The 24,726-nt window shown below is 73.9% G+C and carries 25 protein-coding genes; 16 read left to right on the top strand and 9 right to left on the bottom strand.

Annotation, left to right across the window (positions count from 1 at the left end):
- Positions 1–516 (top strand): glycosyltransferase (locus tag JZ5iCDA_RS06170; RefSeq protein ID WP_139122983.1); only part of this gene is annotated, 516 nt, incomplete at its 5' end.
- Positions 517–519: 3 nt separating this feature from the next.
- Here the strand turns inward: JZ5iCDA_RS06170 and JZ5iCDA_RS06165 are convergent.
- Entirely contained in the window at positions 520–957 is a 438-nt protein-coding gene (locus JZ5iCDA_RS06165; RefSeq protein ID WP_069386365.1) for a nitroreductase family deazaflavin-dependent oxidoreductase, read from the bottom strand.
- A gap of 135 nt (positions 958–1,092) precedes the next feature.
- Between JZ5iCDA_RS06165 and JZ5iCDA_RS06160 the strand changes: the two genes are divergently transcribed.
- A complete protein-coding gene (locus tag JZ5iCDA_RS06160) occupies positions 1,093–1,830 on the top strand; it encodes a phosphoglyceromutase (protein WP_069386364.1) in 738 nt (245 codons plus the stop codon).
- Between the two features lie 76 nt (positions 1,831–1,906).
- Here JZ5iCDA_RS06160 and phoU read toward each other — a convergent pair whose 3' ends face one another.
- A complete protein-coding gene (gene phoU / locus JZ5iCDA_RS06155) occupies positions 1,907–2,587 on the bottom strand; it encodes a phosphate signaling complex protein PhoU (protein WP_069386363.1) in 681 nt (226 codons plus the stop codon).
- Positions 2,588–2,811: 224 nt separating this feature from the next.
- Between phoU and JZ5iCDA_RS06150 the strand changes: the two genes are divergently transcribed.
- The 6 genes from JZ5iCDA_RS06150 to pstB all read left to right on the top strand — a co-directional run bounded on the left by JZ5iCDA_RS06150 (position 2,812) and on the right by pstB (position 9,083).
- Positions 2,812–4,056 (top strand): sensor histidine kinase, encoded by a 1,245-nt coding sequence (locus JZ5iCDA_RS06150; protein ID WP_253181976.1) that lies wholly within the window; start codon positions 2,812–2,814, stop codon positions 4,054–4,056.
- Complete coding sequence (locus JZ5iCDA_RS06145; protein WP_069386362.1) at positions 4,053–4,757, top strand: response regulator transcription factor; 705 nt, start codon at positions 4,053–4,055, stop codon at positions 4,755–4,757. The genes JZ5iCDA_RS06150 and JZ5iCDA_RS06145 overlap by 4 nt, the downstream gene beginning before the upstream one ends.
- Before the next feature lie 175 nt (positions 4,758–4,932).
- A complete protein-coding gene (gene pstS / locus JZ5iCDA_RS06140; RefSeq protein WP_253181975.1) occupies positions 4,933–6,075 on the top strand; it encodes a phosphate ABC transporter substrate-binding protein PstS in 1,143 nt (380 codons plus the stop codon).
- Positions 6,076–6,163: 88 nt separating this feature from the next.
- Positions 6,164–7,147, top strand: coding sequence for a phosphate ABC transporter permease subunit PstC (pstC, locus tag JZ5iCDA_RS06135; RefSeq protein ID WP_069386360.1), 984 nt, complete (start codon positions 6,164–6,166; stop codon positions 7,145–7,147).
- Positions 7,147–8,211 carry a phosphate ABC transporter permease PstA gene (gene pstA / locus JZ5iCDA_RS06130; protein ID WP_069386359.1) on the top strand — a complete coding sequence of 355 codons (1,065 nt, stop codon included), beginning with the start codon at positions 7,147–7,149 and terminating at the stop codon, positions 8,209–8,211. The genes pstC and pstA overlap by 1 nt, the downstream gene beginning before the upstream one ends.
- Before the next feature lie 92 nt (positions 8,212–8,303).
- Positions 8,304–9,083, top strand: coding sequence for a phosphate ABC transporter ATP-binding protein PstB (gene pstB, locus JZ5iCDA_RS06125; RefSeq protein ID WP_069386358.1), 780 nt, complete (start codon positions 8,304–8,306; stop codon positions 9,081–9,083).
- 83 nt (positions 9,084–9,166) lie between these two features.
- On the opposite strand, the gene JZ5iCDA_RS06120 is transcribed toward pstB, so the two are convergent.
- Complete coding sequence (locus JZ5iCDA_RS06120) at positions 9,167–9,649, bottom strand: hypothetical protein (protein ID WP_139122982.1); 483 nt, start codon at positions 9,647–9,649, stop codon at positions 9,167–9,169.
- Positions 9,650–9,937: 288 nt separating this feature from the next.
- On the opposite strand from JZ5iCDA_RS06120, the gene JZ5iCDA_RS06115 reads away from it, so the two are divergent.
- The 3 genes from JZ5iCDA_RS06115 (at position 9,938) to ispF (ending at position 11,836) form a co-directional block, all read left to right on the top strand.
- The gene (locus tag JZ5iCDA_RS06115) at positions 9,938–10,420 is read left to right on the top strand and encodes a CarD family transcriptional regulator (RefSeq protein ID WP_024841917.1); all 483 of its coding nucleotides are present in this window, start codon (positions 9,938–9,940) and stop codon (positions 10,418–10,420) included.
- Positions 10,421–10,574: 154 nt separating this feature from the next.
- A complete protein-coding gene (gene ispD / locus JZ5iCDA_RS06110; protein ID WP_083259726.1) occupies positions 10,575–11,336 on the top strand; it encodes a 2-C-methyl-D-erythritol 4-phosphate cytidylyltransferase in 762 nt (253 codons plus the stop codon).
- Positions 11,333–11,836: a 2-C-methyl-D-erythritol 2,4-cyclodiphosphate synthase gene (ispF, locus tag JZ5iCDA_RS06105; RefSeq protein WP_069386357.1), complete on the top strand. Its 504-nt coding sequence runs from the start codon at positions 11,333–11,335 to the stop codon at positions 11,834–11,836. The genes ispD and ispF overlap by 4 nt, the downstream gene beginning before the upstream one ends.
- Here the strand turns inward: ispF and JZ5iCDA_RS06100 are convergent.
- Positions 11,820–12,386 carry an LpqN/LpqT family lipoprotein gene (locus JZ5iCDA_RS06100; protein WP_069386356.1) on the bottom strand — a complete coding sequence of 189 codons (567 nt, stop codon included), beginning with the start codon at positions 12,384–12,386 and terminating at the stop codon, positions 11,820–11,822. The genes ispF and JZ5iCDA_RS06100 overlap by 17 nt on opposite strands.
- Before the next feature lie 177 nt (positions 12,387–12,563).
- Between JZ5iCDA_RS06100 and JZ5iCDA_RS06095 the strand changes: the two genes are divergently transcribed.
- Positions 12,564–13,184: a TetR/AcrR family transcriptional regulator gene (locus tag JZ5iCDA_RS06095; protein ID WP_083259722.1), complete on the top strand. Its 621-nt coding sequence runs from the start codon at positions 12,564–12,566 to the stop codon at positions 13,182–13,184.
- Between the two features lie 7 nt (positions 13,185–13,191).
- On the opposite strand, the gene JZ5iCDA_RS06090 is transcribed toward JZ5iCDA_RS06095, so the two are convergent.
- Positions 13,192–14,604 (bottom strand): D-arabinono-1,4-lactone oxidase, encoded by a 1,413-nt coding sequence (locus JZ5iCDA_RS06090; protein ID WP_069386354.1) that lies wholly within the window; start codon positions 14,602–14,604, stop codon positions 13,192–13,194.
- Between the two features lie 84 nt (positions 14,605–14,688).
- Between JZ5iCDA_RS06090 and JZ5iCDA_RS06085 the strand changes: the two genes are divergently transcribed.
- The 3 genes from JZ5iCDA_RS06085 (at position 14,689) to rlmB (ending at position 18,527) form a co-directional block, all read left to right on the top strand.
- The gene (locus JZ5iCDA_RS06085; RefSeq protein WP_083259721.1) at positions 14,689–15,978 is read left to right on the top strand and encodes an alanine racemase; all 1,290 of its coding nucleotides are present in this window, start codon (positions 14,689–14,691) and stop codon (positions 15,976–15,978) included.
- Between the two features lie 59 nt (positions 15,979–16,037).
- Positions 16,038–17,468 (top strand): cysteine--tRNA ligase, encoded by a 1,431-nt coding sequence (gene cysS / locus JZ5iCDA_RS06080; protein ID WP_069386353.1) that lies wholly within the window; start codon positions 16,038–16,040, stop codon positions 17,466–17,468.
- A 63-nt stretch (positions 17,469–17,531) separates the two neighbouring features.
- Positions 17,532–18,527, top strand: coding sequence for a 23S rRNA (guanosine(2251)-2'-O)-methyltransferase RlmB (rlmB, locus tag JZ5iCDA_RS06075; protein WP_069386352.1), 996 nt, complete (start codon positions 17,532–17,534; stop codon positions 18,525–18,527).
- Positions 18,528–18,536: 9 nt separating this feature from the next.
- Here the strand turns inward: rlmB and JZ5iCDA_RS06070 are convergent, their stop codons facing one another.
- The 4 genes from JZ5iCDA_RS06070 to JZ5iCDA_RS19630 all read right to left on the bottom strand — a co-directional run bounded on the left by JZ5iCDA_RS06070 (position 18,537) and on the right by JZ5iCDA_RS19630 (position 23,830).
- Positions 18,537–19,802, bottom strand: coding sequence for a DUF4032 domain-containing protein (locus JZ5iCDA_RS06070; RefSeq protein ID WP_069386351.1), 1,266 nt, complete (start codon positions 19,800–19,802; stop codon positions 18,537–18,539).
- Between the two features lie 353 nt (positions 19,803–20,155).
- Positions 20,156–21,280, bottom strand: coding sequence for an ABC transporter ATP-binding protein (locus tag JZ5iCDA_RS06065; protein WP_069386350.1), 1,125 nt, complete (start codon positions 21,278–21,280; stop codon positions 20,156–20,158).
- 202 nt (positions 21,281–21,482) lie between these two features.
- Positions 21,483–22,337 (bottom strand): trehalose-phosphatase, encoded by an 855-nt coding sequence (gene otsB, locus JZ5iCDA_RS19635; RefSeq protein ID WP_069386366.1) that lies wholly within the window; start codon positions 22,335–22,337, stop codon positions 21,483–21,485.
- The gene (locus tag JZ5iCDA_RS19630; RefSeq protein WP_069386349.1) at positions 22,334–23,830 is read right to left on the bottom strand and encodes an alpha,alpha-trehalose-phosphate synthase (UDP-forming); all 1,497 of its coding nucleotides are present in this window, start codon (positions 23,828–23,830) and stop codon (positions 22,334–22,336) included. Before JZ5iCDA_RS19630 ends, otsB begins: the two co-directional genes overlap by 4 nt.
- 132 nt (positions 23,831–23,962) lie before the next feature.
- Here JZ5iCDA_RS19630 and JZ5iCDA_RS06050 point away from each other — a divergent pair.
- The coding region (locus JZ5iCDA_RS06050; RefSeq protein ID WP_139122981.1) for a serine/threonine-protein kinase at positions 23,963–24,726 on the top strand (764 nt) is incomplete at its 3' end.

Below are 24,726 nucleotides of genomic sequence, written 5' to 3'. Positions count from 1 at the left end.
CTGGTGCGCGCGCTCGGCGTGCTCGCGGACCGCGGCGCGCCGGTCCCCACGCTCGTCGTGCTCGGCGGCCCCAGCGGCCGGCCCACGGCCGTGCGCGAGCTCGAGGCGCTCGCGCACCAGGCGGGCGTCGAGGACCGCGTCGTCACGCGTCCGCCCGTCCCGCGCGAGGAGCTCGTGCGCTACTACCGGGCGGCCGACCTCGTCGCGGTGCCGTCCCACAACGAGTCCTTCGGCCTCGTGGCCGCGGAGGCCCAGGCGAGCGGGACGCCCGTGGTCGCGGCCGCCGTCGGCGGGCTGCGCTCGGTCGTCGAGGACGGCGTCTCGGGCGTCCTCGTGCCGGACCACGACCCGGGGACGTGGGCGCGCGCGATCGGCGACCTGCTCGCCGACGACGCACGGCGCGACGCGCTCGGCCTCGGCGCCCGCCGCGTCAGCGAGCGGCTCGGCTGGGACGAGGCCGCGCTGCGGATGATCGACGTCTACGCCCAGGCGAAGAAGGTCCGGGCCGCCCGCTGAGGGTCAGTCCGCGCGCTCGAGGACGAGCACCGGGATCCGGCGCGACGTCTTCTCCTGGTAGTCGGCGTACGGCGGGTAGGCCGCGACGGCGCGCTCCCACCACAGGTCGCGCTCGGCGCCCTCGACCTCCCGCGCGACGTACTCGTGCTTCTCCGGGCCGTCCTGCAGCTCGACCCGCGGGTGCGCGACGACGTTGTGGTACCAGACGGGGTGCTGCGGCGCGCCGCCGAGCGAGGCCACGACCGCGTAGGCCCCCTCGTGCTCGACGCGCATGAGCGGCGTCTTGCGGACCTTGCCGGTGCGGCGCCCGAGCGTCGTGAGGACGACGACCGGCATGCCGCGCAGCGTCGTCGCCACGGTCCCCCCGGACTCCTCGTACCGCTCGGCCTGCCGGCGGGCCCAGTCGCTCGTGCTGGGCGCGTACTCTCCGTGGATCGGCATGCCGGAGGAACCACGCCGGGGACCGGGTGATTCCCGCCGGCGTGTCCGGGTCCTTCGTCCCGACCCGCCCGCGGAGCGTCACCACGACGTGGGACGCACGTGCCCCGCGGCGGCGCGGTGCGGCAGGATGGAGGCATGACCTACACCCTCGTGCTGCTCCGCCACGGCGAGAGCGACTGGAACGCGAAGAACCTGTTCACCGGCTGGGTGGACGTGGCGCTGTCGGAGAAGGGCGTCGAGGAGGCGAAGCGCGGCGGCGTGCTCCTCGGCGAGTCGCAGATCTCGCCCGACGTCGTCCACACGTCGCTGCTGCGCCGGGCGATCTCGACCGCGAACCTCGCGCTCGACGCGGCCGACCGCCACTGGATCCCGGTCAAGCGCTCGTGGCGCCTCAACGAGCGCCACTACGGCGCGCTGCAGGGCAAGAACAAGAAGCAGACCCTCGAGGAGTTCGGCGAGGAGCAGTTCATGCTGTGGCGCCGCTCCTACGACGTGCCGCCGCCGGAGATCGAGCTCGGCTCCGAGTTCTCGCAGGACACGGACCCCCGCTACGCCGACGCGCCCGTCGTCCGCACGGAGTGCCTCAAGGACGTGCTCGAGCGCGCGCTGCCGTACTGGGAGGGCGAGATCGTCCCCGACCTGAAGGCCGGCAAGACGGTGCTCGTCGCCGCGCACGGCAACTCGCTGCGCGCGCTCGTGAAGCACCTCGACGGCATCTCCGACGAGGACATCGCGGGTCTCAACATCCCGACCGGCATCCCGCTGCTCTACGAGCTCGACGAGGACTTCCAGCCCGTCACGCGGGGCGGTCGCTACCTCGACCCCGAGGCCGCCAAGGAGGCCGCCGCGGCGGTCGCGGCGCAGGGCCGCTGAGGGCTCTCACCAGGGCGTGACAGCACGAAGGAGGCGCGGACCCGATCGGGTCCGCGCCTCCTTCGTCGTGCTGAGGTCAGGCGGTCGCGCGCTGGCCCGCCGGTGCGCCGCGGTCGTCGGCGAAGTCGCCCGTGACGAGGTAGGTCACGCGCTTGGCGATCGAGACGCCGTGGTCGCCGAACCGCTCGTAGTAGCGGCCGACGAGCGTGACGTCGACCGTCTCCTGCGCCGTCCCCGACCAGGAGCTGTCGAGGAGCGCCGTGAACGTGTCCTGGTGGAGACGGTCCAGCAGGTCGTCGTCGCGCTCGATGTTCGCCGCGACGGTGAGGTCGCGCGTCGTGAGCAGCGTCGTCGTGCGGCGCGCGACGCGGTCGGCGGCCTCGTTCATCTGCTCGAACGTCCGGTGCAGGTCCGGGGCGATGGCGCGCGCCGGGTAGCGGCCGCGCGCCACCTGCGCGATGTGGCGCGCCAGGTCGCCCATGCGCTCGAGCGTCGCGCTCATGCGCAGCGCGCTCACCACGATGCGCAGGTCGGTGGCCACGGGCGCCTGCTGCGCGAGGAGGAGCACGCAGCGCTCGTCGAGCGCGCGCTCGAGCGTGTCGATGGCGTGGTCGGCCGCGATGACCTGCTGCGCGAGCTGCAGGTCGGCCGTGAGCAGCGCCTGGCCCGCGCGACTGATCGCGGACTCCACCAGCCGGCTCATCTCGGTCAGGTCGTCACCGACCTGCTTCAGCTCGGCCTCGAAGATCTCCCGCATCGCATCCCTCTCGTCATGACCGGGCGGTGCCCGTCGGGCCCCCGCCCGTCTCGCGCACCTGACCGCCCGGGCGGGCGGGTGCGTCATCGGCTCGGGTCAGCCTCGCAGGCGCGAGGGTCCGCGCGGTGAACGCCAGTGCGCCGCGAGGTGAACACTTGGCGGCGTCGTCCCGGGAGACGGGCAGCGCGGCGGGGGACGACCCGCGCCGACCGTAGGCTTGGCCCGTGGAAGCCGAGAGCCTCATCGAGGGCGCGACCGTGCTGCTCGCGGGGATCGTGGGCGTGGTCGTGGGAGTCGTCGCCGCGGTCGCGTTCCGCGTGAGCGAGCGCGCCCAGAAGGGGCGGCCCGCCGAGCCGGCGCGCGAGCTCGACGAGGGTCTGGTCCGCGTGCTCGCCGTGCTGCGCTCGGCGGCGGTCGTGCTCGACGACGAGGGCGACGTCGTGCGCGCGAGCCCGCCCGCGTACGCGCTCGGTGTCGTGCGGGGCGACATGATCGCGCACGCGGCCATCCGCGACATGATCGACGACGTGCGCCGCGACGGCGTGATCCGAGACGAGGAGCTCGAGCTCCCGCGCGGCCCCGTCGGGCGCGGGACGGTGATGCTGCAGGTCCGGGTCGCGCAGGTCGGGCCCGACCACGTCCTCGTGCTCGCCGAGGACCGCACGGAGGCGCGGCGCGTCGAGGCCATCCGGCGCGACTTCGTCGTCAACGTCTCCCACGAGCTCAAGACGCCGGTCGGGGCGCTCGCCCTGCTCGCCGAGACGGTGCAGGACGCCGCCGACGACCCGGTCGCCGTGCGACGGTTCGCGGCGCGCATGCACTCCGAGGCGACGCGGCTCTCGGCGCTCGTCCACGAGATCATCGAGCTGTCCCGGCTGCAGGTCGCGGGTGCGCTGCAGGAGGTCACGGTCGTGCCCGTGCGCGGGGTGGTCGAGGAGGCCGTCGACCGCGCCCGCACGACCGCGCAGGGCAAGGGCATCACGCTCACGACGGGCGGCGACCTGGACGCCGCGGTGTACGGCGACCACAACCTCCTCGTGACGGCGGTGCGCAACCTCCTCGACAACGCCGTGGCGTACTCGGGGGAGAACACGCGCGTCGGCGTCGGGGTGAGCCGCGCGGGCGAGCTCGTCGAGATCGCCGTGGTCGACCAGGGCATCGGGATCGCGGCGGACGAGCAGGAGCGGGTGTTCGAGCGCTTCTACCGCGTGGACCCGGCGCGCTCGCGCGACACCGGCGGCACGGGGCTCGGGCTGAGCATCGTCAAGCACGTCGCGGCCGACCACGGCGGCGAGGTCACGATGTGGTCGGAGCCCGGTCGCGGCTCGACCTTCACCATCCGGGTGCCCGCGGCGGAGCCGCCCGCGGAGCCCGGCGGGCGGCACGGGCCCGCGGTGGGGGACGACGCACGGGGCGGGACAGGGCAGGATCTACGGGACGACGCACGGAGCAAGGAGGTAGGCGCGTGACGCGCATCCTGGTGGTCGAGGACGAGGAGTCGTACCGCGACCCGCTGACGTACCAGCTGCGGCGCGAGGGGTTCGACGTGGTCGAGGCGGCCACGGGGACCGAGGCGCTGGAGCAGTTCGACGCGGCGGGAGCCGACCTCGTGCTCCTCGACCTCATGCTGCCCGGCCTGAGCGGGACGGAGGTGTGCCGCGAGCTGCGCCAGCGCGGGGACGTCCCCGTCATCATGCTCACGGCGAAGGACTCGGAGATCGACAAGGTCGTGGGGCTCGAGCTGGGCGCCGACGACTACGTGACGAAGCCGTACTCCTTCCGCGAGCTCCTCGCCCGGGTGCGCGCCGTGCTGCGGCGCAAGGGCGGCGAGACCGGCGGCGAGCCGGAGGAGGACGGCACCCTCGAGGTGGGTCCCGTCCGCCTCGACGTCGAGCGCCACACGGTGACGGTGGACGGGGCGCTCGTGGCGTTCCCGCTCAAGGAGTTCGAGCTCCTCGAGCTGCTGCTCCGCAACGCGGGGCGCGTCCTCACGCGCGGCCAGCTCATCGACCGCGTGTGGGGCACCGACTACGTCGGGGACACCAAGACGCTCGACGTCCACGTCAAGCGCATCCGATCGAAGATCGAGCCGGAGCCGGCGACGCCCCGCTACCTCCTCACGGTCCGGGGCCTGGGCTACAAGATCGCGGACGGCGACACGTCGGCGTGAGCGGCCTCGGCGCCTCTACCCCGGACCGGGTGAGAGCGCCATTCGAAACGTCTGTGCACTGTTCATCCTGCGTTCATCCTGACTCGGCGCGCGCGTCACTCGGCGCTCCTAGCGTCCTGGACGTCGCCGGCACTCGCCGGTGCCTCGCACAGCTTCGAACAGGATGGATCGACTCGTGAAGCTCAGCCGAATCTCCCGCGCCGGTACCGCGGTCATGGCGGGAGCGCTCGCCCTCACGCTGGCTGCCTGCAGCTCCGACGGTTCCGAGGGCTCCGACACCGAGCCCGGTGGCACCGAGAGCTCGTCGGGTTCCGACCTCGAGAGCCTCAGCGGCGAGCTCGCCGGTGCGGGCGCCAGCTCGCAGGAGAACGCCGTCGCCGGCTGGATCGCCGGGTTCAACGACCTGGCGCCCGGCGTCACCGTGACGTACGACGCCGTCGGCTCCGGCGGTGGCCGCGAGCAGTTCATCGCGGGCGCGACGCAGTTCGCCGGCTCGGACGCGGCGCTCGACGAGGAGGAGCTGGCCGCGGCGCAGGAGCGCTGCTACGGCGGCGACGTCCTCGAGCTCCCGCTCTACATCAGCCCGATCGCGGTCGTCTACAACCTCCCGGGCGTCGACGCCGAGAACATCAACATGTCCGCCGAGACGCTCGCCAAGGTCTTCAACGGCGAGATCACGACGTGGAACGACCCCGCGATCGTCGCCGAGAACGAGGGCGTCGAGCTCCCCGCGATGGACATCATCCCGGTGCACCGCTCGGACGAGTCGGGCACGACGGAGAACTTCACCGAGTACCTCGCGGCCGCCTCGAACGGCGCCTGGCCGCACGAGCCGAGCGGTGACTGGCCGGTCGAGGGTGGCCAGTCCGGCGCCCAGACGCAGGGCCTCATCGACACCGTCACGGGCGCCGAGGGCGCGATCGGCTACGCCGACGCCTCGCGTGCCGGCGACCTCGGGACCGTCGCGGTCAAGGTCGGCGAGGAGTACGTCCCGTACTCGCCGGAGGCCGCTGCCGCGGTCGTCGACGCGTCGCCGCGTGCCGAGGGCGCGACCGACACCCAGCTGGTCGTCGAGCTCGACCGCACCACCACCGCGTCGGGCGCCTACCCGATCGTCCTCATCTCCTACTCCATCGCGTGCGGCACGTACGAGGAGCAGGCGGACGTCGACAACGTGAAGGCGTACCTCGGCTACGTCGCCAGCGAGGAGGGCCAGGCGCGTGCCGCCGAGCCCGACGTCGCGGGCTCCGCGCCGATCTCGGACGAGCTGCGCGCCGAGGTCGAGGCCGCTCTCGACAGCATCACGGTCCAGGGCTGACACCCTTCACGAGCGGGCAGGGGGCCTTCCAGGTCCCCTGCCCGCTCGTGGCGGTTCCCCGAACACCCCCACACCCGACGGAGCACCAGTGAGCGTCACCAGCCCACCCCGGCAGCGCACCGAGCCGACGCCCGCACGACGCGCCGGCGCACGGTCGTCCGGCATCGGCGGCAAGATCTTCTCCGGGCTCGCGCACGGCGCGGGCATCGTCATCCTCGTCACGCTCGCCGCGGTCGCGGCGTTCCTCGTCATCGAGGCGTGGCCGGCCCTGACGGCGAGCCCCGAGGAGCTCGCGGAGATCTCGTGGTTCTCGGGCGGGTCGCTGCTCGCCTACATCGGACCGCTCGTCTTCGGCACCGTCCTGGCGGCGCTCCTCGCACTCCTGATCGCGGTCCCCGTGTCCGTCGGCATCGCGCTGTTCATCTCGCACTACGCGCCCCGCCGGCTCGCCCAGGGCCTGGGCTACCTCGTGGACCTGCTCGCGGCGGTGCCCTCGGTCGTGTTCGGCCTGTGGGGCGCGCTGTGGCTCGCGCCGATCCTCGACCCGTTCTTCCAGTGGCTGACGTCGACGCTCGGCTTCATCCCGATCTTCGAGGGCTACCAGGCGCCGGCGCGCAACGTCATGACCGCGGCCGTCGTGCTCGCGGTGATGCTGCTGCCCATCGTCACGGCGGTCTCGCGCGAGGTCTTCCTCCAGACGCCGACGCTGCACGAGGAGGCCTCGCTGGCCCTCGGCGCGACGCGCTGGGAGATGATCCGCCAGGCGGTCATCCCGTTCGGCCGCTCCGGCGTCATCAGCGCCGCGATGCTCGGCCTCGGGCGCGCGCTCGGCGAGACGATGGCCGTGCTCATGGTCATCTCGCCCGGGCTGCTCTACTCGTTCTTCCTGCTCAAGCCGGGCCAGCACCAGACCATCGCGGCGAACATCGCGGCGCAGTTCCCCGAGGCGTCGGGCCTGTCGGTGAGCGTCCTCATCGCCACCGGCCTCGCGCTCTTCGTCATCACCTTCGCCGTCAACTTCGCCGCCCGCGCCATCGTCGCGCGCCGCAAGGAATTCTCGGGAGCCAACTGATGACCGCCACCACTCCTGTGCAGGAGACGGCCCTCCAGCTCACGGCGGGCGGCACCCGCCTGCCGCGCTGGGTGCCCTACGCGTTCATCGCGGGCTCGCTCGTCGTCGCCTTCCTCGTCCTGCTCGTCGTCGGCGAGCCGACGATCGCCGGGGTCGTCGGACTCGGGGCCGTGCTCTACGCGGTCGGCCTGACGATCACGTCGCGCGCGGTCGAGGGCAGGCGCTACGCCGCGGACCGCCTGGCGACGACGCTCGTGACGTTCGCGTTCCTGCTCGCGATGATCCCGCTCGTCTCGCTCGTGTGGACGGTCGTGTCGTACGGCGTGACGCGGTTCGGCTGGGACTTCCTCAGCACGGACATGATGGGCGTCTACGGCTCGATGACGACCGGTGGCGTCTACCACGCGATCGTCGGCACCCTGCTCGTCACGCTCGCGTGCGCCGTCATCGCCGTCCCGCTCGGCATCCTTACCGCGATCTACCTCGTCGAGTACGGGCGCGGCGCCCTCGCGCGCGGCATCACGTTCCTCGTCGACGTCATGACGGGCATCCCGTCGATCGTCGCGGGTCTCTTCGCCTTCGCGCTGTTCACGCTGATCTTCGGGCCGGCCTACCGCGCGGGCATCATGGGCGCGGTCGCGCTCGCGGTGCTCATGACGCCGGTCGTCATCCGCTCCGTGGAGGAGATGCTGCGCCTCGTCCCGAACGAGCTCCGCGAGGCGTCGCTCGCCCTGGGCGTGCCGAAGTGGCTCACGATCGTCAAGGTCGTCCTGCCCACGTCGATGGCCGGCATCGTCACGGGCGTCATGCTCGCCGTCGCGCGCGTCATCGGCGAGACGGCCCCGCTGCTGCTGACGATCGGTCTCGTCAACTCGGTGAACTGGGACCTGTTCGACGGCCGCATGGCGACGCTGCCCGTCTTCGCCTACCGCCAGTGGGCGCAGGGCGGCACCGGCGTCGACCGGGCCTGGGCGGCCGCGCTCACCCTCATCATCATCGTCATGCTCCTCAACCTCGCGGCGCGCCTCGTGAGCCGCTGGTTCTCGCCCAAGAAGGCCCGATGAGCACGCCGGCAGCCGCCCGTCGCGGCGGCGACACCTCGACCCCTCGGCGGACGGCCGGACCGGCCGCCGGGACCCCGGAAGGACCCCACGCCATGAGCAACCGCATCGACGTCAAGGACCTCAACATCTACTACGGCGACTTCCTCGCCGTGCAGGACGTCAGCATGACGATCGAGGCGAAGTCCGTGACGGCCTTCATCGGCCCGTCGGGCTGCGGCAAGTCGACGTTCCTGCGGACCCTCAACCGCATGCACGAGGTGATCCCCGGTGCGCGCGTCGAGGGCACCGTCGCGATGGAGGGTGTCGACCTGTACGGGAACGACGTCGACCCGGTCGCCGTGCGCCGCCAGGTCGGCATGGTCTTCCAGCGCCCGAACCCGTTCCCCACGATGTCGATCCGGGAGAACGTCCTCGCGGGCGTCAAGCTCAACAACAAGCGCATCTCGCGCCGCGAGGCCGACGAGCTCGTCGAGTCGTCCTTGCAGGGCGCGAACCTGTGGAACGAGGTCAAGGACCGTCTCGACCGTCCCGGCTCGGGGCTCTCGGGCGGTCAGCAGCAGCGCCTGTGCATCGCGCGCGCGATCGCGGTGAAGCCGCAGGTGCTCCTCATGGACGAGCCCTGCTCCGCGCTGGACCCGATCTCCACGCTCGCGATCGAGGACCTCATCGCCGAGCTGAAGGACCAGTACACGATCGTCATCGTCACGCACAACATGCAGCAGGCGGCGCGCGTGAGCGACCGCACGGCGTTCTTCAACATCGCCGGGACGGGCAAGCCGGGCCGTCTCATCGAGATGGACGACACGGCGACGATGTTCTCCTCGCCGTCCGAGCAGGCCACCGAGGACTACATCTCGGGCCGCTTCGGCTGACGGTCGGCCACCGCCGCGACGACGACGGCGCCGCTCCCCTCCGGGGGAGCGGCGCCGTCGTCGTCATCGGGGTGCGACCGGGGTCACGGCACGTACGGTGCGTACTCCTCGAGGGTGCCGTCCACGACCGGCACGGGGACGTCCTTCTCCACGCCGGTGCTGACGCCGACGACCATGGGCAGGACGGCGCCGGGCGGCACCTCGACGCGGCCGAGCTGGGCGTCGAAGCCGTCCTCCGCGCCGAGGTAGACGGCCTCGCCGGCGGGCACCGGTACCGTCAGCGCGGCCCCGCCCTCCGGGGCGATCTCGAACTCGACGTCCTCGGCGGAGTCGTTGGCGAACGCGCCCAGGAGGGTGCCGGGCTCGCCCTCGCCGGCGCTCACCATGAGGAGGTTGACGGCGCGCAGGTCGTCCGTGAGGTCGACGCGCTGCCCGTCGGAGGGCGAGTAGGGCCGGGTGGTCTCGATGGGAGAGCACGCGGCGGTGACGGCCACGCCCGCGACGACGACGGGGACCGCCCAGAACCGCAGGGTCCGGGCTGCTCGACTGGTCGTGGTGCGGGTCACGTGCTCTCCAGGGGCGCGAAGGGGCGGGCTTGTCCGGACCCAGCCTAGTGCGTCGTCGCGCGCGGGGCGGCGTGTCGCAGCGCCGTCGCGGCGACCGTGAGCGGCGTCACGTGCGGGCGGCGCGCGCAGGGCGCGAGAACCCCTGTGGCGGAGCGGTTCGCGAGCGGTCCTCCTGGTGCCCTGACCTGCGCGGACGGTGCCCGCGACGGCCCCCGGGCAGGCCGGAGGGCTCGGATTTCCACAGTTTCGCGTGGTAAGGTGGGCCTCCGCGAAAGGGGACATCTGAAGATGACGTTCACAGTAGGCGAGACCGTTGTCTACCCGCACCACGGCGCCGCACTGATCGAGGAGATCAAGACGCGCACGATCCGCGGCGAGGACAAGATCTACCTCAAGCTCAAGGTCGCCCAGGGCGACCTGACCATCGAAGTCCCAGCCGAGAACGTCGACCTCGTCGGCGTGCGTGACGTCGTCGGCCAGGAAGGCCTCGACCGCGTCTTCGAGGTGCTGCGTGCACCCTACACCGAGGAGCCGACCAACTGGTCGCGCCGGTACAAGGCGAACCTCGAGAAGCTCGCGTCGGGCGACGTGATCAAGGTGGCGGAGGTCGTCCGCGACCTGTCGCGCCGGGACGCGGACCGGGGCCTGTCGGCCGGCGAGAAGCGCATGCTCTCCAAGGCGCGCCAGATCCTGGTCTCCGAGCTCGCGCTGGCCGAGCACACCGAGGAGGAGAAGGCGGAGGCCATCCTCGACGAGGTGCTCGCCTCCTGACGCTCCGGGCCCGAGCCCGAGCCGACCTCACGGGAGGGCGGTCGTCCCCGCGGACGGCCGCCCTCCCGTCGTCGTACCGGGACGGCCCGCGGCGCGCGTGCCTGCCGGCACGCGGGCTGCCCGAGGTCGACCTCCGCGCGGGTACCGTGTGGCCGTGCCGACACTCGCCGTCCTCACCGCCGCGGGTTCCGGGTCCCGCCTCGGGATGGACCTGCCCAAGGCTCTCGTCGAGCTCGACGGCCTGCCGCTCGTCGTCCACGCGGCGCGCCGCCTGTGCGCGTCGGGCGTCGTGGATTTTCTCGTCGTGACGACGCCCCCGGGGCTCGCCGAGCACGTCGCCGCGATGCTCGCGGAGGACCCGGGCGTCGACCGGCCCGTGCGCGCCGTCGAGGGCGCGGGCACGCGCCAGGCGTCGGTCGCCGCCGGGCTGCGCGCGGGCCTCGCCGCGCGCGTGGAAGGAGCCGACGGCGAACAAGAGGCCGACGACGAGGACGTCGACGTCGTCCTCGTCCACGACGCCGCCCGTCCTCTGGCCTCCCCGGACCTGGTGCGCCGCGTCGTCGCCGCCGTCCGCGTGGGGCACGGCGCGGTCGTGCCCGGCCTGCCCGTGACGGACACGATCAAGCGCGTGGAGCCCCGGGAGGACGGTGCGGAGCGCGTGACGCAGACCGTCGACCGCGCCGCGCTGCGCGCCGTGCAGACGCCGCAGGGGTTCGACCGGCGCCTGCTCGAGCGCGCGCACGCGGCCGCCGCGCACCGCGAGGGCGACGAGGCGCTGGCCGCGACCGACGACGCCGGGCTCGTGGAGGACCTCGGCGCCGCCGTGCACGTCGTGCCCGGCGAGGCGGCCGCGGCGAAGATCACCACCGCGCACGACCTCCGGGTCGCCGCGCTCACGCTCCAGGAGGCGCGATGACCACGCCCGCACTGCCCCGCACCGGCGTCGGGGTCGACGTCCACGCCTTCGCGCCTGAGAACGAGGAGCGGCCGCTGTGGCTCGGGGGCCTGCACTGGCCCGGCGAGCGGGGGCTCGCGGGACACTCCGACGCGGACGTCGCCGCGCACGCCGCGGCGGACGCGCTGTTCTCGGCCTCCGGGCTGGGTGACCTCGGCTCCAACTTCGGCACGAGCGCGCCCGAGTGGGCGGGCGCGAGCGGCGCCCGCCTGCTCGCCGAGGCGGCGCGCCGGGTCCGTGCCGCCGGGTTCGAGATCGGGAACGTCGCCGTCCAGGTGATCGGCAACCGGCCGCGGGTCGGGTCGCGGCGCGCCGAGGCCGAGGCGGCGCTCGGGGCCGCCGCCGGAGCACCCGTGACGCTCACCGCGACGACGACCGACGGCCTCGGGCTCACCGGGCGCGGCGAGGGCGTCGCCGCGGTGGCGACGGCGCTCGTCGTCGCGGTCAGCCCCGGGGAGTGACGTGCACGCTCGCGAGGGCCTCGCGCGCCTCGGCGGCACCCTCGGCGTCGTCGGCCGCGTACGAGGCCGTGAGATGCACCACCCACTCCTCGCCCTCCCCGGCCGCCTCGACGAGCACGATCTCCTGGGCGACGCGCGCGCCGGCCGCCGCGAACGTGCCCGAGACGCGGTACGCGGGCACGTCCCCGAGCGTCGTGGGCCCCTGGCCCTCGGGATCGTCCTCCCAGCCCACGAGGTCCTCGAGGTAGGCGACCGTGTCCGCGCCGGCCTCCTCGAGCGTCCCGGTCCCCGCCTCGGCCGTGACGACGACGTTCGGCCGGACCGCGGGCGTGCCGTAGGGGTCGGCGGAGCGGATGAAGAACGCGCCGTTCTGCGTCGAGCGCTCCCACCCGGCCGGAGCGGTCACGGAGACGGGTACGCTCGGCACGTCGTACGTCACCGGGCCGGCCGGTGCGGGCGCCTCGTCGGAGGACCCGCAGGCCGACGCGGCGAGCAGCACGGTGGCCGCCGTCAGGGTGGTCGTGACGCGGTGACGCGCGGCGCGGTGCACAGGGTTCCGTTCGGTCGGGGGCAGCCTCGCCCGGGCGTGTCCTCACGTCCGGGCCGAGCGCCATTGTGGCGCGCGACACGCCTGGAGTGCCAGGCGCGCGCGTGAACACTAGGATTGCGGCATCTGCATAGATGTGCTTAGACCCCCCCGAAGCACGACATATGGAACGATTTGCACATGAACCGAATGTCCGTCGAGGAACGCCGGGCCCAGCTCGTGGACGCCGCGATGACCATCGCCGTCCGTGAGGGGGTCGAGGCGGTCACGATCCGCGGCGTCGCGGCCGAGGCGGGCGTGTCGCTCGGTGTCGTCCACTACTGCTTCGAGGACAAGGACGAGCTGCTCCAGGCGATGGGGAACAGCCTCGCCCTCGTCGCGTCGGAGCCCGTGCGGGCGTCGCTCGAGGCGAGCACGGACATCGAGGTCCTCGCGCACGCCGCCGCCGACGCGCTCTGGGAGGGCCTCACGCCCCGGCGCCACATGCGGCTCCTGACGTTCGAGTTCGCGACGGCGGGCGTGCGCAGCCGCGCGCTGCGGTCCGTCGCCCACGCCCACCTCGAGCAGACGTGGAACATGACGGAGGGCGTGCTCCTGGAGGTCGCCCGGCGCGCCGGTGTGACGTACAAGCTCGAGACGCGCTTCCTCGCGCGGCTCGTCGCGGGATACATCGACGGCATCGAGATCGCGTGGCTCGTCGAGCAGGACGACGACGTGGCGATCGCGAGCTTCCACGCGCTCGCCGACTACGTGCTCACCCAGGTCGTGCCTCCGGCGGAGGCGGGCGGCGCGGCGTCCTGAACGCTCGTCAGCGCACGGGCCCGAGCACGCGGTCCGTGTACGCGTTCGTGAACACGCCGTCCGGGTCGGCGGTCTCGCGCACGGCGAGGAAGTCGTCGAACCGCGGGTAGAGCTCGCGCAGCCGCGCGGCGTCGAGCCCGTGGAGCTTGCCCCAGTGCGGGCGGCCGCCCACCTCGGTGACGATGCGCTCGACGGCGTCGAAGTACCGCTCGTGGGGCAGGCGGGCGTACTGGTGCACGGCGACGTACGCCGTGGGGCGCCCGTGCGCCGTCGACAGCCACACGTCGTCCGGCGCGGCGAAGCGCACCTCGACAGGGAACGGCACGCGCTCGCCCGAGCGGTCGAGCCAGCGGTCGACCGCGGCGAGGACGTCGACGAGGTGCTCGCGCGGCACCGCGTACTCCATCTCGCGGAACCGCACGCGCCGGGCCGTGACGAACACCTGGTGCGACGGCGCGACGTACGTGCGGGAGGCGAGCGCCCGTGCGGACACGGCGTTGAGCTGCGGCGTCACGCTCGGGACGGCCGCGGCGACCCGGTTGACGAGCTCGAACGCGCCGTTCGACAGGAGCTCCTCGTCGAGCCACGTGCGCGCGCGGGCCACGGCGCCCGGGCCCGACGTGCGCAGGCGCTCGAGCTCCGCAATCTCCTCGTCCGGCGCGAGGCGGTTGTTGCGCTTGGTCAGCGCCCGCCGCGTGTGCGGGAACCAGTAGAACTCGAAGTGGTCGTTGCCGCCGACGAGGCCGTCGGCGTCGTCGTCCGCGGCCGCGAGGCCGTCGAGGACGCGGTCGAGGGGCCACGGCTCCTCCTGCGCGCGCAGGAGGAACGCGGGGACGACCTCGAGCGTGACGGCCGAGAGCACGCCCGTGGCGCCGAGCCCGAGGCGGCTCGCCTCGAACAGCCCCGGGTTCTCGGCCGGCGTCGCCGTCCGCACGGTGCCGTCCGCCCCGACGACGCGGACCCCGCGCACCTGCGCCGCGAGCCCGGGGAGCCGCTGGCCCGTGCCGTGCGTGCCGGTCGAGATCGCGCCGGCGACCGACTGCCGGTCGATGTCGCCGAGGTTGGGCATGGCCAGGCCCGCGGCGGCGAGCGCCGCGTTGAGCCGGTGGAGCCGGACGCCGGCTCCCACGGTGACGTGGACGGCGTCCCCGGTGCGCTCGATGCGCTCGACGACGGCGAGGCGGTCGAGGTCGAGCAGCAGGCCGTCCGTGACGGCGGCGGGCGTGAACGAGTGCCCCGCGCCCACGGCCCGCACGCGCAGCCCGTCCGCGGCCGCGCGAGCGACCTGCTCGGTCAGCTCCGCCTCGTCGCGCGGGGAGGCGCGACGGCGGGGCACGGCACGGGCGGTGCGGGCCCAGTTGGTCCAGGGGCGGACGTCGTCGTCCGTGGTGCGGGGCCCGTCGACGGGCGCCGCCGGCATCGGTGCAGGCGTCACAGCACGAAGACTCTCACGACACGGCGCGCAGTCACCGCTGTCACCGTCCGGTGGCGCTACGTTTCTCGCATGGGCGACCCGACGACGAGCGCCCGCGTGCTGGGGGGCCGCGCGGCAGGGACCGAAGGCCACGACGACCACGGCACGGACGACGTGCGGCAGGCGTCGACGACGCTGCTCGAACGGCTGCGGCGCGCGACCGCCGGCCTGGACGGGCCGCTCGCCGTCGTCGACCTCGACCGGTTCGACGCCAACGCGGCCGAGCTCCTCGCCCGCGCCGGCGGGACCCCGGTCCGGGTGGCGACGAAGTCGGTGCGCGTCCGGGCGCTCGTCGAGCGGGCCGCGGAGCACGGGTTCGCCGGCGTCATGGCGTTCTCCGTGCGCGAGGCGCTCTGGCTCGTGCGGCACGGCGTGCGCGACGTGCTCGTCGGCTACCCGAGCGCGGACCGCGGCGCCCTCGCCGAGCTCGCGCGCGACGAGACGGCGCGGCGCGAGATCACCCTCATGGTCGACGAGCCCGCCCACCTCGCCCTCGTCCGGGACGCGCTCGACGGGGCCGGTCTCGACGACGCGGCCCCCGTGCGGCTGTGCCTCGACGTCGACGCGTCGCTGCGGGTCGGCGTCGGGCCGTTCTCCCTCCACCTCGGCACGCGCCGCTCGCCGGTGCGCACGCCCGAGGACGCCGCCGCGCTCGCCGCGCGCGTGGTCGCCGAGCCCGGGACGAGCCTGCGCGGCCTCATGTTCTACGAGGCGCAGGTCGCGGGCCTGCCCGACACCGGGCCTGTGGTCCGGCTCGTCAAGCGCGCGTCCGTCGCCGACCTCGCGACGCGCCGGGCCGCGGTGGTCGACGCGGTCCGAGACGTCCTCGGCCGGGAGCCGGAGCTCGTCAACTCCGGCGGCACCGGCTCCCTCGAGAGCTCCTCCGCGGACCCCGTGGTCACGGAGGTGACGGCCGGGTCCGGCCTCTACGTGCCCGGGCTGTTCGACGGCTACCGCGCGTTCCGGCCGCGGCCGGCGGCGTTCTTCGGCCTCGACGTGGTCCGGGTCCCCGCCGCGGGGTGGGCGACCGCGTTCGGCGGTGGGTACGTCGCGTCCGGCCCGGCGTCACCGACGCGCCTGCCGCGCGTCGCGACGCCCGGGTGGGCGCTCACCCCGCGCGAGGGGGCGGGCGAGGTGCAGACGCCGCTGCGCCGGTCGGGTCGCCACGGCGAGGACCTCGACGTGGGGGACCGGGTCTGGCTCCGCCACGCCAAGGCGGGCGAGCTCATGGAGCGCTTCGACGTCGTGCACCTCGTGCGCGGCGAGGAGGTCGTCGACGTCGTCCCGACGTACCGCGGCGAGGGACGGACCTTCGGCTGACCAGCCCGGCGACGGCCCCGGGTCCGCCCCGCAGGACCGTCCCCGGTAACCTTGCGCACGTGACCCTTCGCCTGTTCGACACCGCCACGCGGGACGTGCGCGACTTCGTCCCCCGGACCCCCGGCGAGGTCGGCATCTACCTGTGCGGCGCGACGGTCCAGGCGGCGCCCCACGTCGGGCACATGCGCTCGGCCGTCGCGTTCGACGTGCTCGTGCGGTGGCTGCGCCGCAGCGGGTCCCGCGTGACGCTCATCCGCAACGTCACCGACATCGACGACAAGATCCTGGCCAAGTCCGCCGCGGCCGGTGAGCCGTGGTGGGCCTGGGCCGCGACGTACGAGCGCGCGTTCACCGCCGCGTACGACGCCCTGGGCGTCCTGCCGCCGACGTACGAGCCGCGCGCCACCGGGCACGTGCCCGACATGGTCGAGCTCGTGCAGCGGCTCGTCGACCGCGGGCACGCGTACGTCACCGCGCCCGGCGACGTCTGGTTCGACGTCCGCTCGTGGCCCGAGTACGGCGCGCTCACCAACCAGCGGCTCGAGGACCTGAGCCCGGTCCCGGACGACGTCCCGGGCGACGCCGAGGAGGCGGCCGCCAAGCGCGACCCGCGCGACTTCGCGCTGTGGAAGGCCCCCAAGCCGGGCGAGCCCGCGACCGCCTCCTGGGACACGCCGTTCGGCCGCGGCCGCCCGGGGTGGCACCTCGAGTGCTCGGCCATGGCCCGGCGCTACCTCGGCGACACGTTCGACATCCACGGCGGCGGCCTCGACCTGCGCTTCCCGCACCACGAGAACGAGCTCGCGCAGTCCCGCGCCGCCGGCGACGCGTTCGCGCAGCACTGGCTGCACAGCGCGTGGGTCACGCAGGGCGGCGCCAAGATGAGCAAGTCGCTCGGCAACGGGCTGCTCGTGCGCGAGGTGCTCGCGACGACGAGCCCCGTCGTCGTGCGCTACGCCCTCGCGTCCGTGCAGTACCGCTCGATGCTCGAGTGGACGCCCGCGACCGTGACCGAGGCCGAGGCGACGTGGGAGCGGCTCGCCGGGTTCGTCGAGCGCGCGACCGAGCGCGTGGGCGACGTCGGCGACGTGCGCGACGCCGAGCTGCCGGCCGCGTTCACCGCCGCGATGGACGACGACCTCAACGTGCCCGCCGCGCTCGCGGTCGTGCACGAGCACCTGCGCGCCGGCAACTCCGCGCTCGCCGACCGCACGACGGCCGCGGACGCCGTCGCGCGCCACCACCTCGTCGCCCTGCGCGCCATGCTCGACGTCCTGGGCCTCGACCCGGCCGATCCACGCTGGGCCGACGCGGGCGACTCGCGGTACGCCGCCGCGCTCGACGCCGTGGTGGGCGCCGAGCTCGCCGCCCGCGCCGAGGCGCGCGCCGCACGCGACTTCGCCACCGCCGACGCGATCCGCGACCGGCTCTCCGCCGCGGGGATCGTCGTCGAGGACTCCGCCGACGGCGCACGGTGGAGCCTCGCCTGAGCGCAGGGGCGGACACCCCGCGCGACCACGACCTGAACGACCGACGACACGACGGGTAGACCCATGGCTGGCAACTCACGACGACGCGGGGCGACCCGCAAGCCCGGCAGCAAGAAGGGCGCGACCGTCGGCTCCGGCGGGCAGCGCCGCAAGGCGCTCGAGGGCCGCGGCCCCACGCCCAAGGCGGAGGACCGCGTCTACCACGCCGCCCACAAGCGCAAGGTCGCGGCCGAGAAGAAGGCCGCCACCGGGCAGCGTCCCGGCGTCGCGCGCGGCGGCCGCGGGGGAGCGGGGCCGAAGGGCCGCGGCGCGGCCGAGGAGGTCGTCGCCGGGCGCAACTCCGTGCTCGAGGCCCTGCGCGCCGGCATCCCGGTCGAGGCCGTGTACCTCTTCTCCCGGCTCGACGCCGACGACCGCACGCGCGAGATCCTCGACATCGTGTCCGGCCGCGGCTACGAGCTGCTCGAGGTCGGCAAGCCCGAGCTCGACCGCCTGACCGACGGCGCCGTGCACCAGGGCGTCGCGCTCCGCGTGCCGCCCTACGACTACGCCGACGTCGACGACCTGCTCGACGCCGCCGCCGCGTCCGGGCGCCCGCCGCTCGTCGTCGCGCTCGACGGCGTCACCGACCCGCGCAACCTCGGCGCCGTCCTGCGGTCCGCGGGCGCGTTCGGCGCGCACGGCGTGCTCGTGCCCGAGCGCCGGGCCGCCGGCGTCACCGCGTCGGCGTGGAAGGTCTCCGCGGGGGCCGCGGCGCGCGTCCCCGTCGCCCGCGCCACCAACCTCGTGCGCGCGCTCGGCGAGCTGAAGAAGGCCGGCTGCTTCGTCGTCGGTCTCGACGCCGGCGGCACGACGGCGATCGGCGACCTCGCGCTCGCGACCGAGCCGCTCGTCCTCGTCGCCGGGTCCGAGGGGAGGGGCCTGTCGCGCCTCGTGCGCGAGGCGTGCGACGTCGTCGCGTCCATCCCCATCGACTCCGACACCGAGTCGCTCAACGCGGCCGTCGCGACCGCCATCTCGCTCTACGAGGTCGCGCGCCTGCGCGCCACCGAGGCCTGACGCGCGGCGTCAGCCGTAGTACTCCGGGTCCTTCTCGCCCGGCGCGAGACCGAGGACCGACTTCTCGTCGGGGCGGTGCTGCAGCACCGTCTCGACGTAGGAGCGCGTCGCCTCCGGCATCGGCACGTCGTAGCCGGCGCGCTCGGAGACGAACCAGCGGTGGTCCAGGATCTCGTGGAACAGCTGCGCCGGCTCCAGCTTGCGGCGCAGGTTGCGCGGCACCGCCTGGATCGTCGGCTCGAACACGCCGCTCAGCCAGTCGTGCGCGACGAACTCCTCGTCGTCGTTCTGCCGGTCCGTGGCGGCCCGGTAGGAGTCCAGGTCGTTGAGCAGGCGTCGCGCCTGGTTCTCCTGCACGTCGAGGCCCGTCAGGCGCAGCAGACGGCGCGAGTGGTGCCCCGCGTCGACGACCTTCGGCTGGATCTGGACCGTCGTGCCGTCGATGTCCGTCGTGATCGCGAGCTCGCCCACGTCGAACCCGAGGTTGTTGAGCCGCTCGATGCGCGCCGCGACCCGCCACCGCTCGTTCGCGCCGAACGACTCCGACGTCGTCAGGGCGTCCCACAGCTCCGTGTACCGGGCCACGAGCGCGTCGCCGATCGCGACCTCGTCCACGTCCTCGTCGAGCAGCTCGCCCGCGGCGAGGTCCATGAGCTCGCCGATGATGTTCGTGCGCGCCAGGTCCACGTCGTACGAGCGCTGCCCCGGGGACAGCTCACGGTGCAGGTCGCCCGTCTCCGCGTCCACGAGATACGCCGCGAACGTCTCCGCGTCGCGCCGGAACAGCGTGTTCGACAGCGACACGTCGCCCCAGTAGAAACCCACCAGGTGCAGGCGCACCAGCAGCACCGCCAGCGCGTCGATGAGCCGCGTCGCCGTGTCCGGGCGCAGCGACTGGCTGAACAGCGCGCGGTACGGCAGGGAGAACTGCAGGTGCTCCGTGATGAGCACCGCCTCCAGCGGCTCGCCGTCCGGCGCCTTCCGGCCCGTGATGACCCCCACCGGCACGACGCTCGGCACCTCCAGGCGCCGCAGCTGCCGCAGCAGCTCGAACTCCCGGTACGCCACCGACTCGCCGATCTCCTTGATCGCGATCACGCGGCCCGAGAGACGGACGAACCGCACGATGTGGCGGGAGATGCCACGAGGCAGCGCGGCGAGCGTCTCGGCGGGCCACTGCTCGAGCGGGACGTCCCACGGGAGGTCGAGCAGGGCCGGGTCGGGAGCAGACGCGGTGATCTGCAGGTTGTGCACGGTCACCCGTCCATTGTCCATGGTCCGTGCGTGTCGCTCGTCGTGGGTCCGGGCGGCGTGGTCGTGGTCGTGGTTGCCCTCCGCCGACGCCTGCGCGAGGGCGGGGCGGGTCTACCATCCGCCGCTCGTGCCTCGCGGCTCCCGCCAGACCCGCCACGACCCGCCCCACCCTCGCTCCGGCGTCGGCTCGACCGGACGCCCCACCGTCGCTCCGGCGTCGGCTCGACCGGACGCCGAACCCGGGGTTCGGCGCAGGCCGGAGGACTCGCCGTGCCGCGAGTCCGCCCGACCGCCCGTCGCGTCGCCGTCGGGGCGGACGACGAAGGGCGGGCCCGACCCGGGGGTCGGACCCGCCCTGTCGGCGGTGCGTGGCGTCAGGCGAGGCGCTTGCCCGTCGCGTAGGAGAAGACGTGCGACTGGCCGGGGCGGATCGTGACGTAGATGCGCTCGCCCTTGGCGGGGACGTTGCGCGGGTCGACGCGGACGATGACCTGGTTCTCGCCGGCACCGGAGGTGACGTGCGCCTCGAGGGCGCGCGGGCCCACGAGCGTGCCGTAGACGAACGCGTCGGAGCCGAGCTCCTCGACGATGTTCACCTCGACCGGGAACGAGGACTCCGTGGCCTGCGAGACGACGTCGAGCGCCTCGGGGCGGAAGCCCAGCGTGACGTGGTTCTTGTCGGCCTCGGTGAGCTGGCCGGCGATGTCGCGCTCGAGCGGGACGCGCGCGTCGCCGATCTTCGCGAAGCCGCCCTCGACCTCGAACTGGGCGAGGTTCATGGCCGGCGAGCCGATGAAGCCCGCGACGAACACGTTGGCCGGGGTGTCGTACATCTCGCGCGGCGTGCCGACCTGCTGGAGCAGACCGTCCTTGAGGACCGCGATGCGGTCGCCCATCGTGAGGGCCTCGGTCTGGTCGTGCGTGACGTAGACCGTGGTGACGCCGAGGCGGCGCTGGAGCGACGCGATCTGCGTACGGGTCTGGACGCGGAGCTTGGCGTCGAGGTTCGACAGGGGCTCGTCCATGAGGAACACCTGCGGCTGGCGCACGATCGCGCGGCCCATGGCGACACGCTGGCGCTGACCGCCGGAGAGCGCCTTCGGCTTGCGGTCGAGGTACTCGGTGAGGTCGAGGATCTTCGCGGCCTCCTCGACGCGCTGGCGGATCTCCGCCTTCGGCGTGCCGGCGATCTTCAGCGCGAAGCCCATGTTGTCCGCGACGGACATGTGCGGGTACAGCGCGTAGTTCTGGAAGACCATCGCGATGTCACGGTCCTTCGGCTGGACGTCCGTGACGTCGCGGTCGCCGATGTAGATGTGACCCTGGTTCACGTCCTCGAGACCCGCGAGCATGCGCAGGGACGTCGACTTGCCGCAGCCCGAGGGGCCGACGAGCACGAGGAACTCGCCGTCCTCGATGTGCAGGTTGAGCTGGTCCACGGCGGGGCGCTCGGTCCCCGGGTAGAGCCGCGTTGCGTGGTCGTAGGTGACCGTAGCCATGACTGGTACATCCCTCCACCGGCAGGTACGTGCCGGACGATCCGTTGTGCAGTGACGTGCAGCTGAGTGCCCTGTCGACGTTGCTCAGGCGCTAGGCGGGAGCGTGTCCTCGACGACACAGAAGAAGCCGGACCCCGAGGGGTCCGACGTCATCGTGGGGCCGATACTACCCCCGGGGAGTGAGTGCTCGGTCACACCTCGGTCACGATCGGTCGCCGGGGCCTCCGGGCCTCCCGCCGACGAGCTCGGCGAGCGCCTCCAGCGCCGTGGCCAGCGCGTCCGCGTCCGCCACCCGGTGCGTGGCGCGCGTCGGACCCTCCCCGACCTTGATCCCGAGGTCCCCGTCGGCGAGGACCGCGAACGCCGTCTCGTCGGTCGTGTCGTCCCCGGCGTACAGCACGCGGGCCCGGCCGCCGGTGCCCGCGTCCTGCCCGACGACGTCGCGCAGCCGGTCCACCGCCTCGCCCTTGGACGTGGCGACGACCGCGACCTCGACGACGTCCTTGCCGTGCATGGCGTGCAGCCCGAGGTGCTCGGCGACCGCGTCGGCCGCCGCCTCGGCGGCGACGGTGTCGTCCGCCGACGCGAGGCGCGTGTGCAGGACGGCGGCGGTCGGCTTGTCCTGCACCCACGCGCCCTCGCGGCCGGCCACCGCGGCGGCGAACCCGGCGCGCAGCTCGCGGAGCTGGTCGGCCTGGTCGTCGCTGAGCTCGACCGGTACGGCGTCGACGCCGTGGTCCGTGACGTGGCCCGTCTCGGCGCCGTGGCTGCCGACGAGGTACGTCCCCTCCGGCGGCTCGCTGCAGCGCGCGAGGTCCTCGAGGTTGCGCCCGGAGACGAGGGCGAGCCGCGTCGTCGTGCCCTCCAGCGCCGCGGCGAGCCGGTCGACGGCCGCGCGCGCCGACGGCGCCATGCGCGCGGACGCCGGGTCGTCGACGAGGGGGGCCAGCGTCCCGTCGAAGTCGAGCGCCACGAGCGCCGCGCCCGGCCCGGCCGCGAAGCCGCGGACCGCGGCGGCGAGGTCGTCGGGGAGGGCGGCGGTCGGCGTCGCGCTCACGCGCGGTCTCCCACGGCGTCCGCGGCGGGCACGGCCCACGCGGCGTCCTCGGTCCCGTCCCGGTGCCGGGGCACGCGCGACGGCATCGCCGTGAGGACCCCGAGGAACGACTCCGACCACTTCGCGACGTCGTCGTTGAGCACGCGACGGCGCAGCTTGCGCATGCGCTTGCGCTGCTCGCGGTGGTCCATGTGCGAGGCGGCGACGATGATGTCCTTCATCCCGTCGATGTCGTGCGGGTTCACGAGCAGCGCGCCCGAGGCGAGCTCGTCGGCGGCACCCGTGAACTCCGAGAGCACGAGCACGCCGCGGTCGTCGGAGCGCGCCGCGACGTACTCCTTCGCCACGAGGTTCATGCCGTCGCGCAGCGAGGTGACGAGCATGACGTCGGCCGCGAGGTACAGCGCGGCCATCTCCTCGGGCGGGTACGAGTGGTGCAGGTAGTGGATCGCCGCGTGCCCGATCTCCGCGTACTCGCCGTTGATGCGCCCCACCAGGCCCTCGACGTGCTCGCGCAGCTCCTGGTACGCGTCGACGTTCTCGCGGCTCGGGCTGGCCACCTGGACGAGGGTCGCGTGCTCGACGTCGAGCCGGCCGTCCTGGAGGATCTCGCCGTAGGCCTTGATGCGGTGCCGGATGCCCTTGGTGTAGTCGAGCCGGTCGACGCCGAGCATCATGACGTCCGGGTCGCCGAGGTCGGCGCGGATCTCCTGCGCCCGGCGCTGCACCTCCGGCGTGCGCGCGAGCTCGTCGAACCGGCGCGAGTCGATCGAGATGGGGAACGCGGCCGCGCGCACGTGACGGTCGTGGCCGTCCGGGCCCGGGACGGTGATGATCGGGCCGCGCGTCGTGTAGGCGCGCAGCCGGCGCACGGCGCGGATGAAGTTCGCGGCGTCGCCCGCGCGCTGGAAGCCGACGAGGTCGGCGCCGAGCAGGCCGTCGAGCACCTGCCGCCGCCACGGGAGCTGCTGGAACAGCTCCAGGGGCGGGAAGGGGATGTGGTTGAAGAACCCGATCCGCACGTCCGGGCGCTGCTCGCGGATCATCTGCGGCACGAGCTGCAGCTGGTAGTCGTGCACCCACACGACCGCGCCCTCCGCGGCCTGCGCGACCGCGGCGTCGGCGAAGCGCTGGTTCACCCGGCGGTACGCGTCCCACCAGGCGCGGTGGTACGTCGGCGGGGAGATCACGTCGTGGTACAGCGGCCACAGGGTGTCGTTCGAGAAGCCTTCGTAGTAGCGCTCGATCTCGTCCTGGCTGAGCGTGACGGGCACGAGGCGCATGTCGTCGGCGTCGAACGGGTCGCTCGCGAGGTCGGGCGCGCCCGACCAGCCGACCCACGCGCCGTCGGACGCCTGCATGACGGGCGCGAGCGCGGTGACCAGGCCGCCGGGCGACCTGTTCCACTGGACGTCACCCCCGGGCCCGACCGTGAAGTCCACCGGCAGCCGGTTGGCCACGACGACGAGATCGAACCCTTCTTTGCCTGACAATCGACTTCTCCTTGAGCTTCGATGGATCACGCCTGGGTCGTCCCAGGGTAGTCGGCTCGTCGGTCGTCGGGACGGCCGGACAGGGCCGCCCCCGGGGCCGCCGTGCCGCACGTCTGCAGATACCTTGTCACCATGGAGGAGTCCACGCAGCGCGTCGCACCGCCCGGCGGGCGCGGACCGGCCCCCGGCAGCGACGTCGGCGGCTACCTCATCGGGGCGCGGCTGGGGTCCGGCGCGATGGGTTCGGTGCACTCCGCGCACGACGGCGGCGGGAACCTCGTCGCGATCAAGCTCCTCCACGCGCACGTCGACCGGGACGCCGCCGCCCAGGGCCGGGAGCGGCTCCGCCGCGAGGCCCTCGCCCTGCGCCGGCTGCGCCACCCCGCCGTCGCGCAGATCCTCGACGTCGAGCTCGACGGCCCCGAGGCGTTCATCGTCACCGAGCTCGTCGACGGCCCGACGCTCGAGGACGAGATCGCCGAGCGCGGCCCGCTCGACGCGTGGGACCTGTACGAGCTCGCCGACCAGCTCGCCGCGGCGCTCGAGGCCGTCCACGGGGCGGGCGTCGTGCACCGCGACCTCAAGCCGAGCAACGTCATGATCGCCTCGCGCGGGCCGGTCCTCATCGACTTCGGCATCGCGCAGGCCCTCGAGGACGCGCGCGTGACCTCCACCGGGCTCGTCATGGGCACGCCCGGCTACCTCGCGCCCGAGCTGCTCGAGGGCGCGAGCCCGAGCGCCGACACCGACTGGTGGGGCTGGGCCGCGCTCCTCGCGTACGCCGCGACCGGGCGCGCGCCGTTCGGGGTGCGTCCGACCGACGTCGTGCTCGCGCGCGCCCGCAGCGGGCGCCCCGACCTCGCCGGCCTCGGCCCCGTCACCGCCGGGGCGCTCGC

It is taken from the genome of Cellulosimicrobium cellulans (genome assembly GCF_001722485.1).
GTDB classification, from domain to species: Bacteria; Actinomycetota; Actinomycetes; order Actinomycetales; family Cellulomonadaceae; genus Cellulosimicrobium; species Cellulosimicrobium cellulans_A.
Note: the sequence above shows the minus strand (reverse complement) of the source record. Positions and strands in the feature narration are given on the sequence as shown.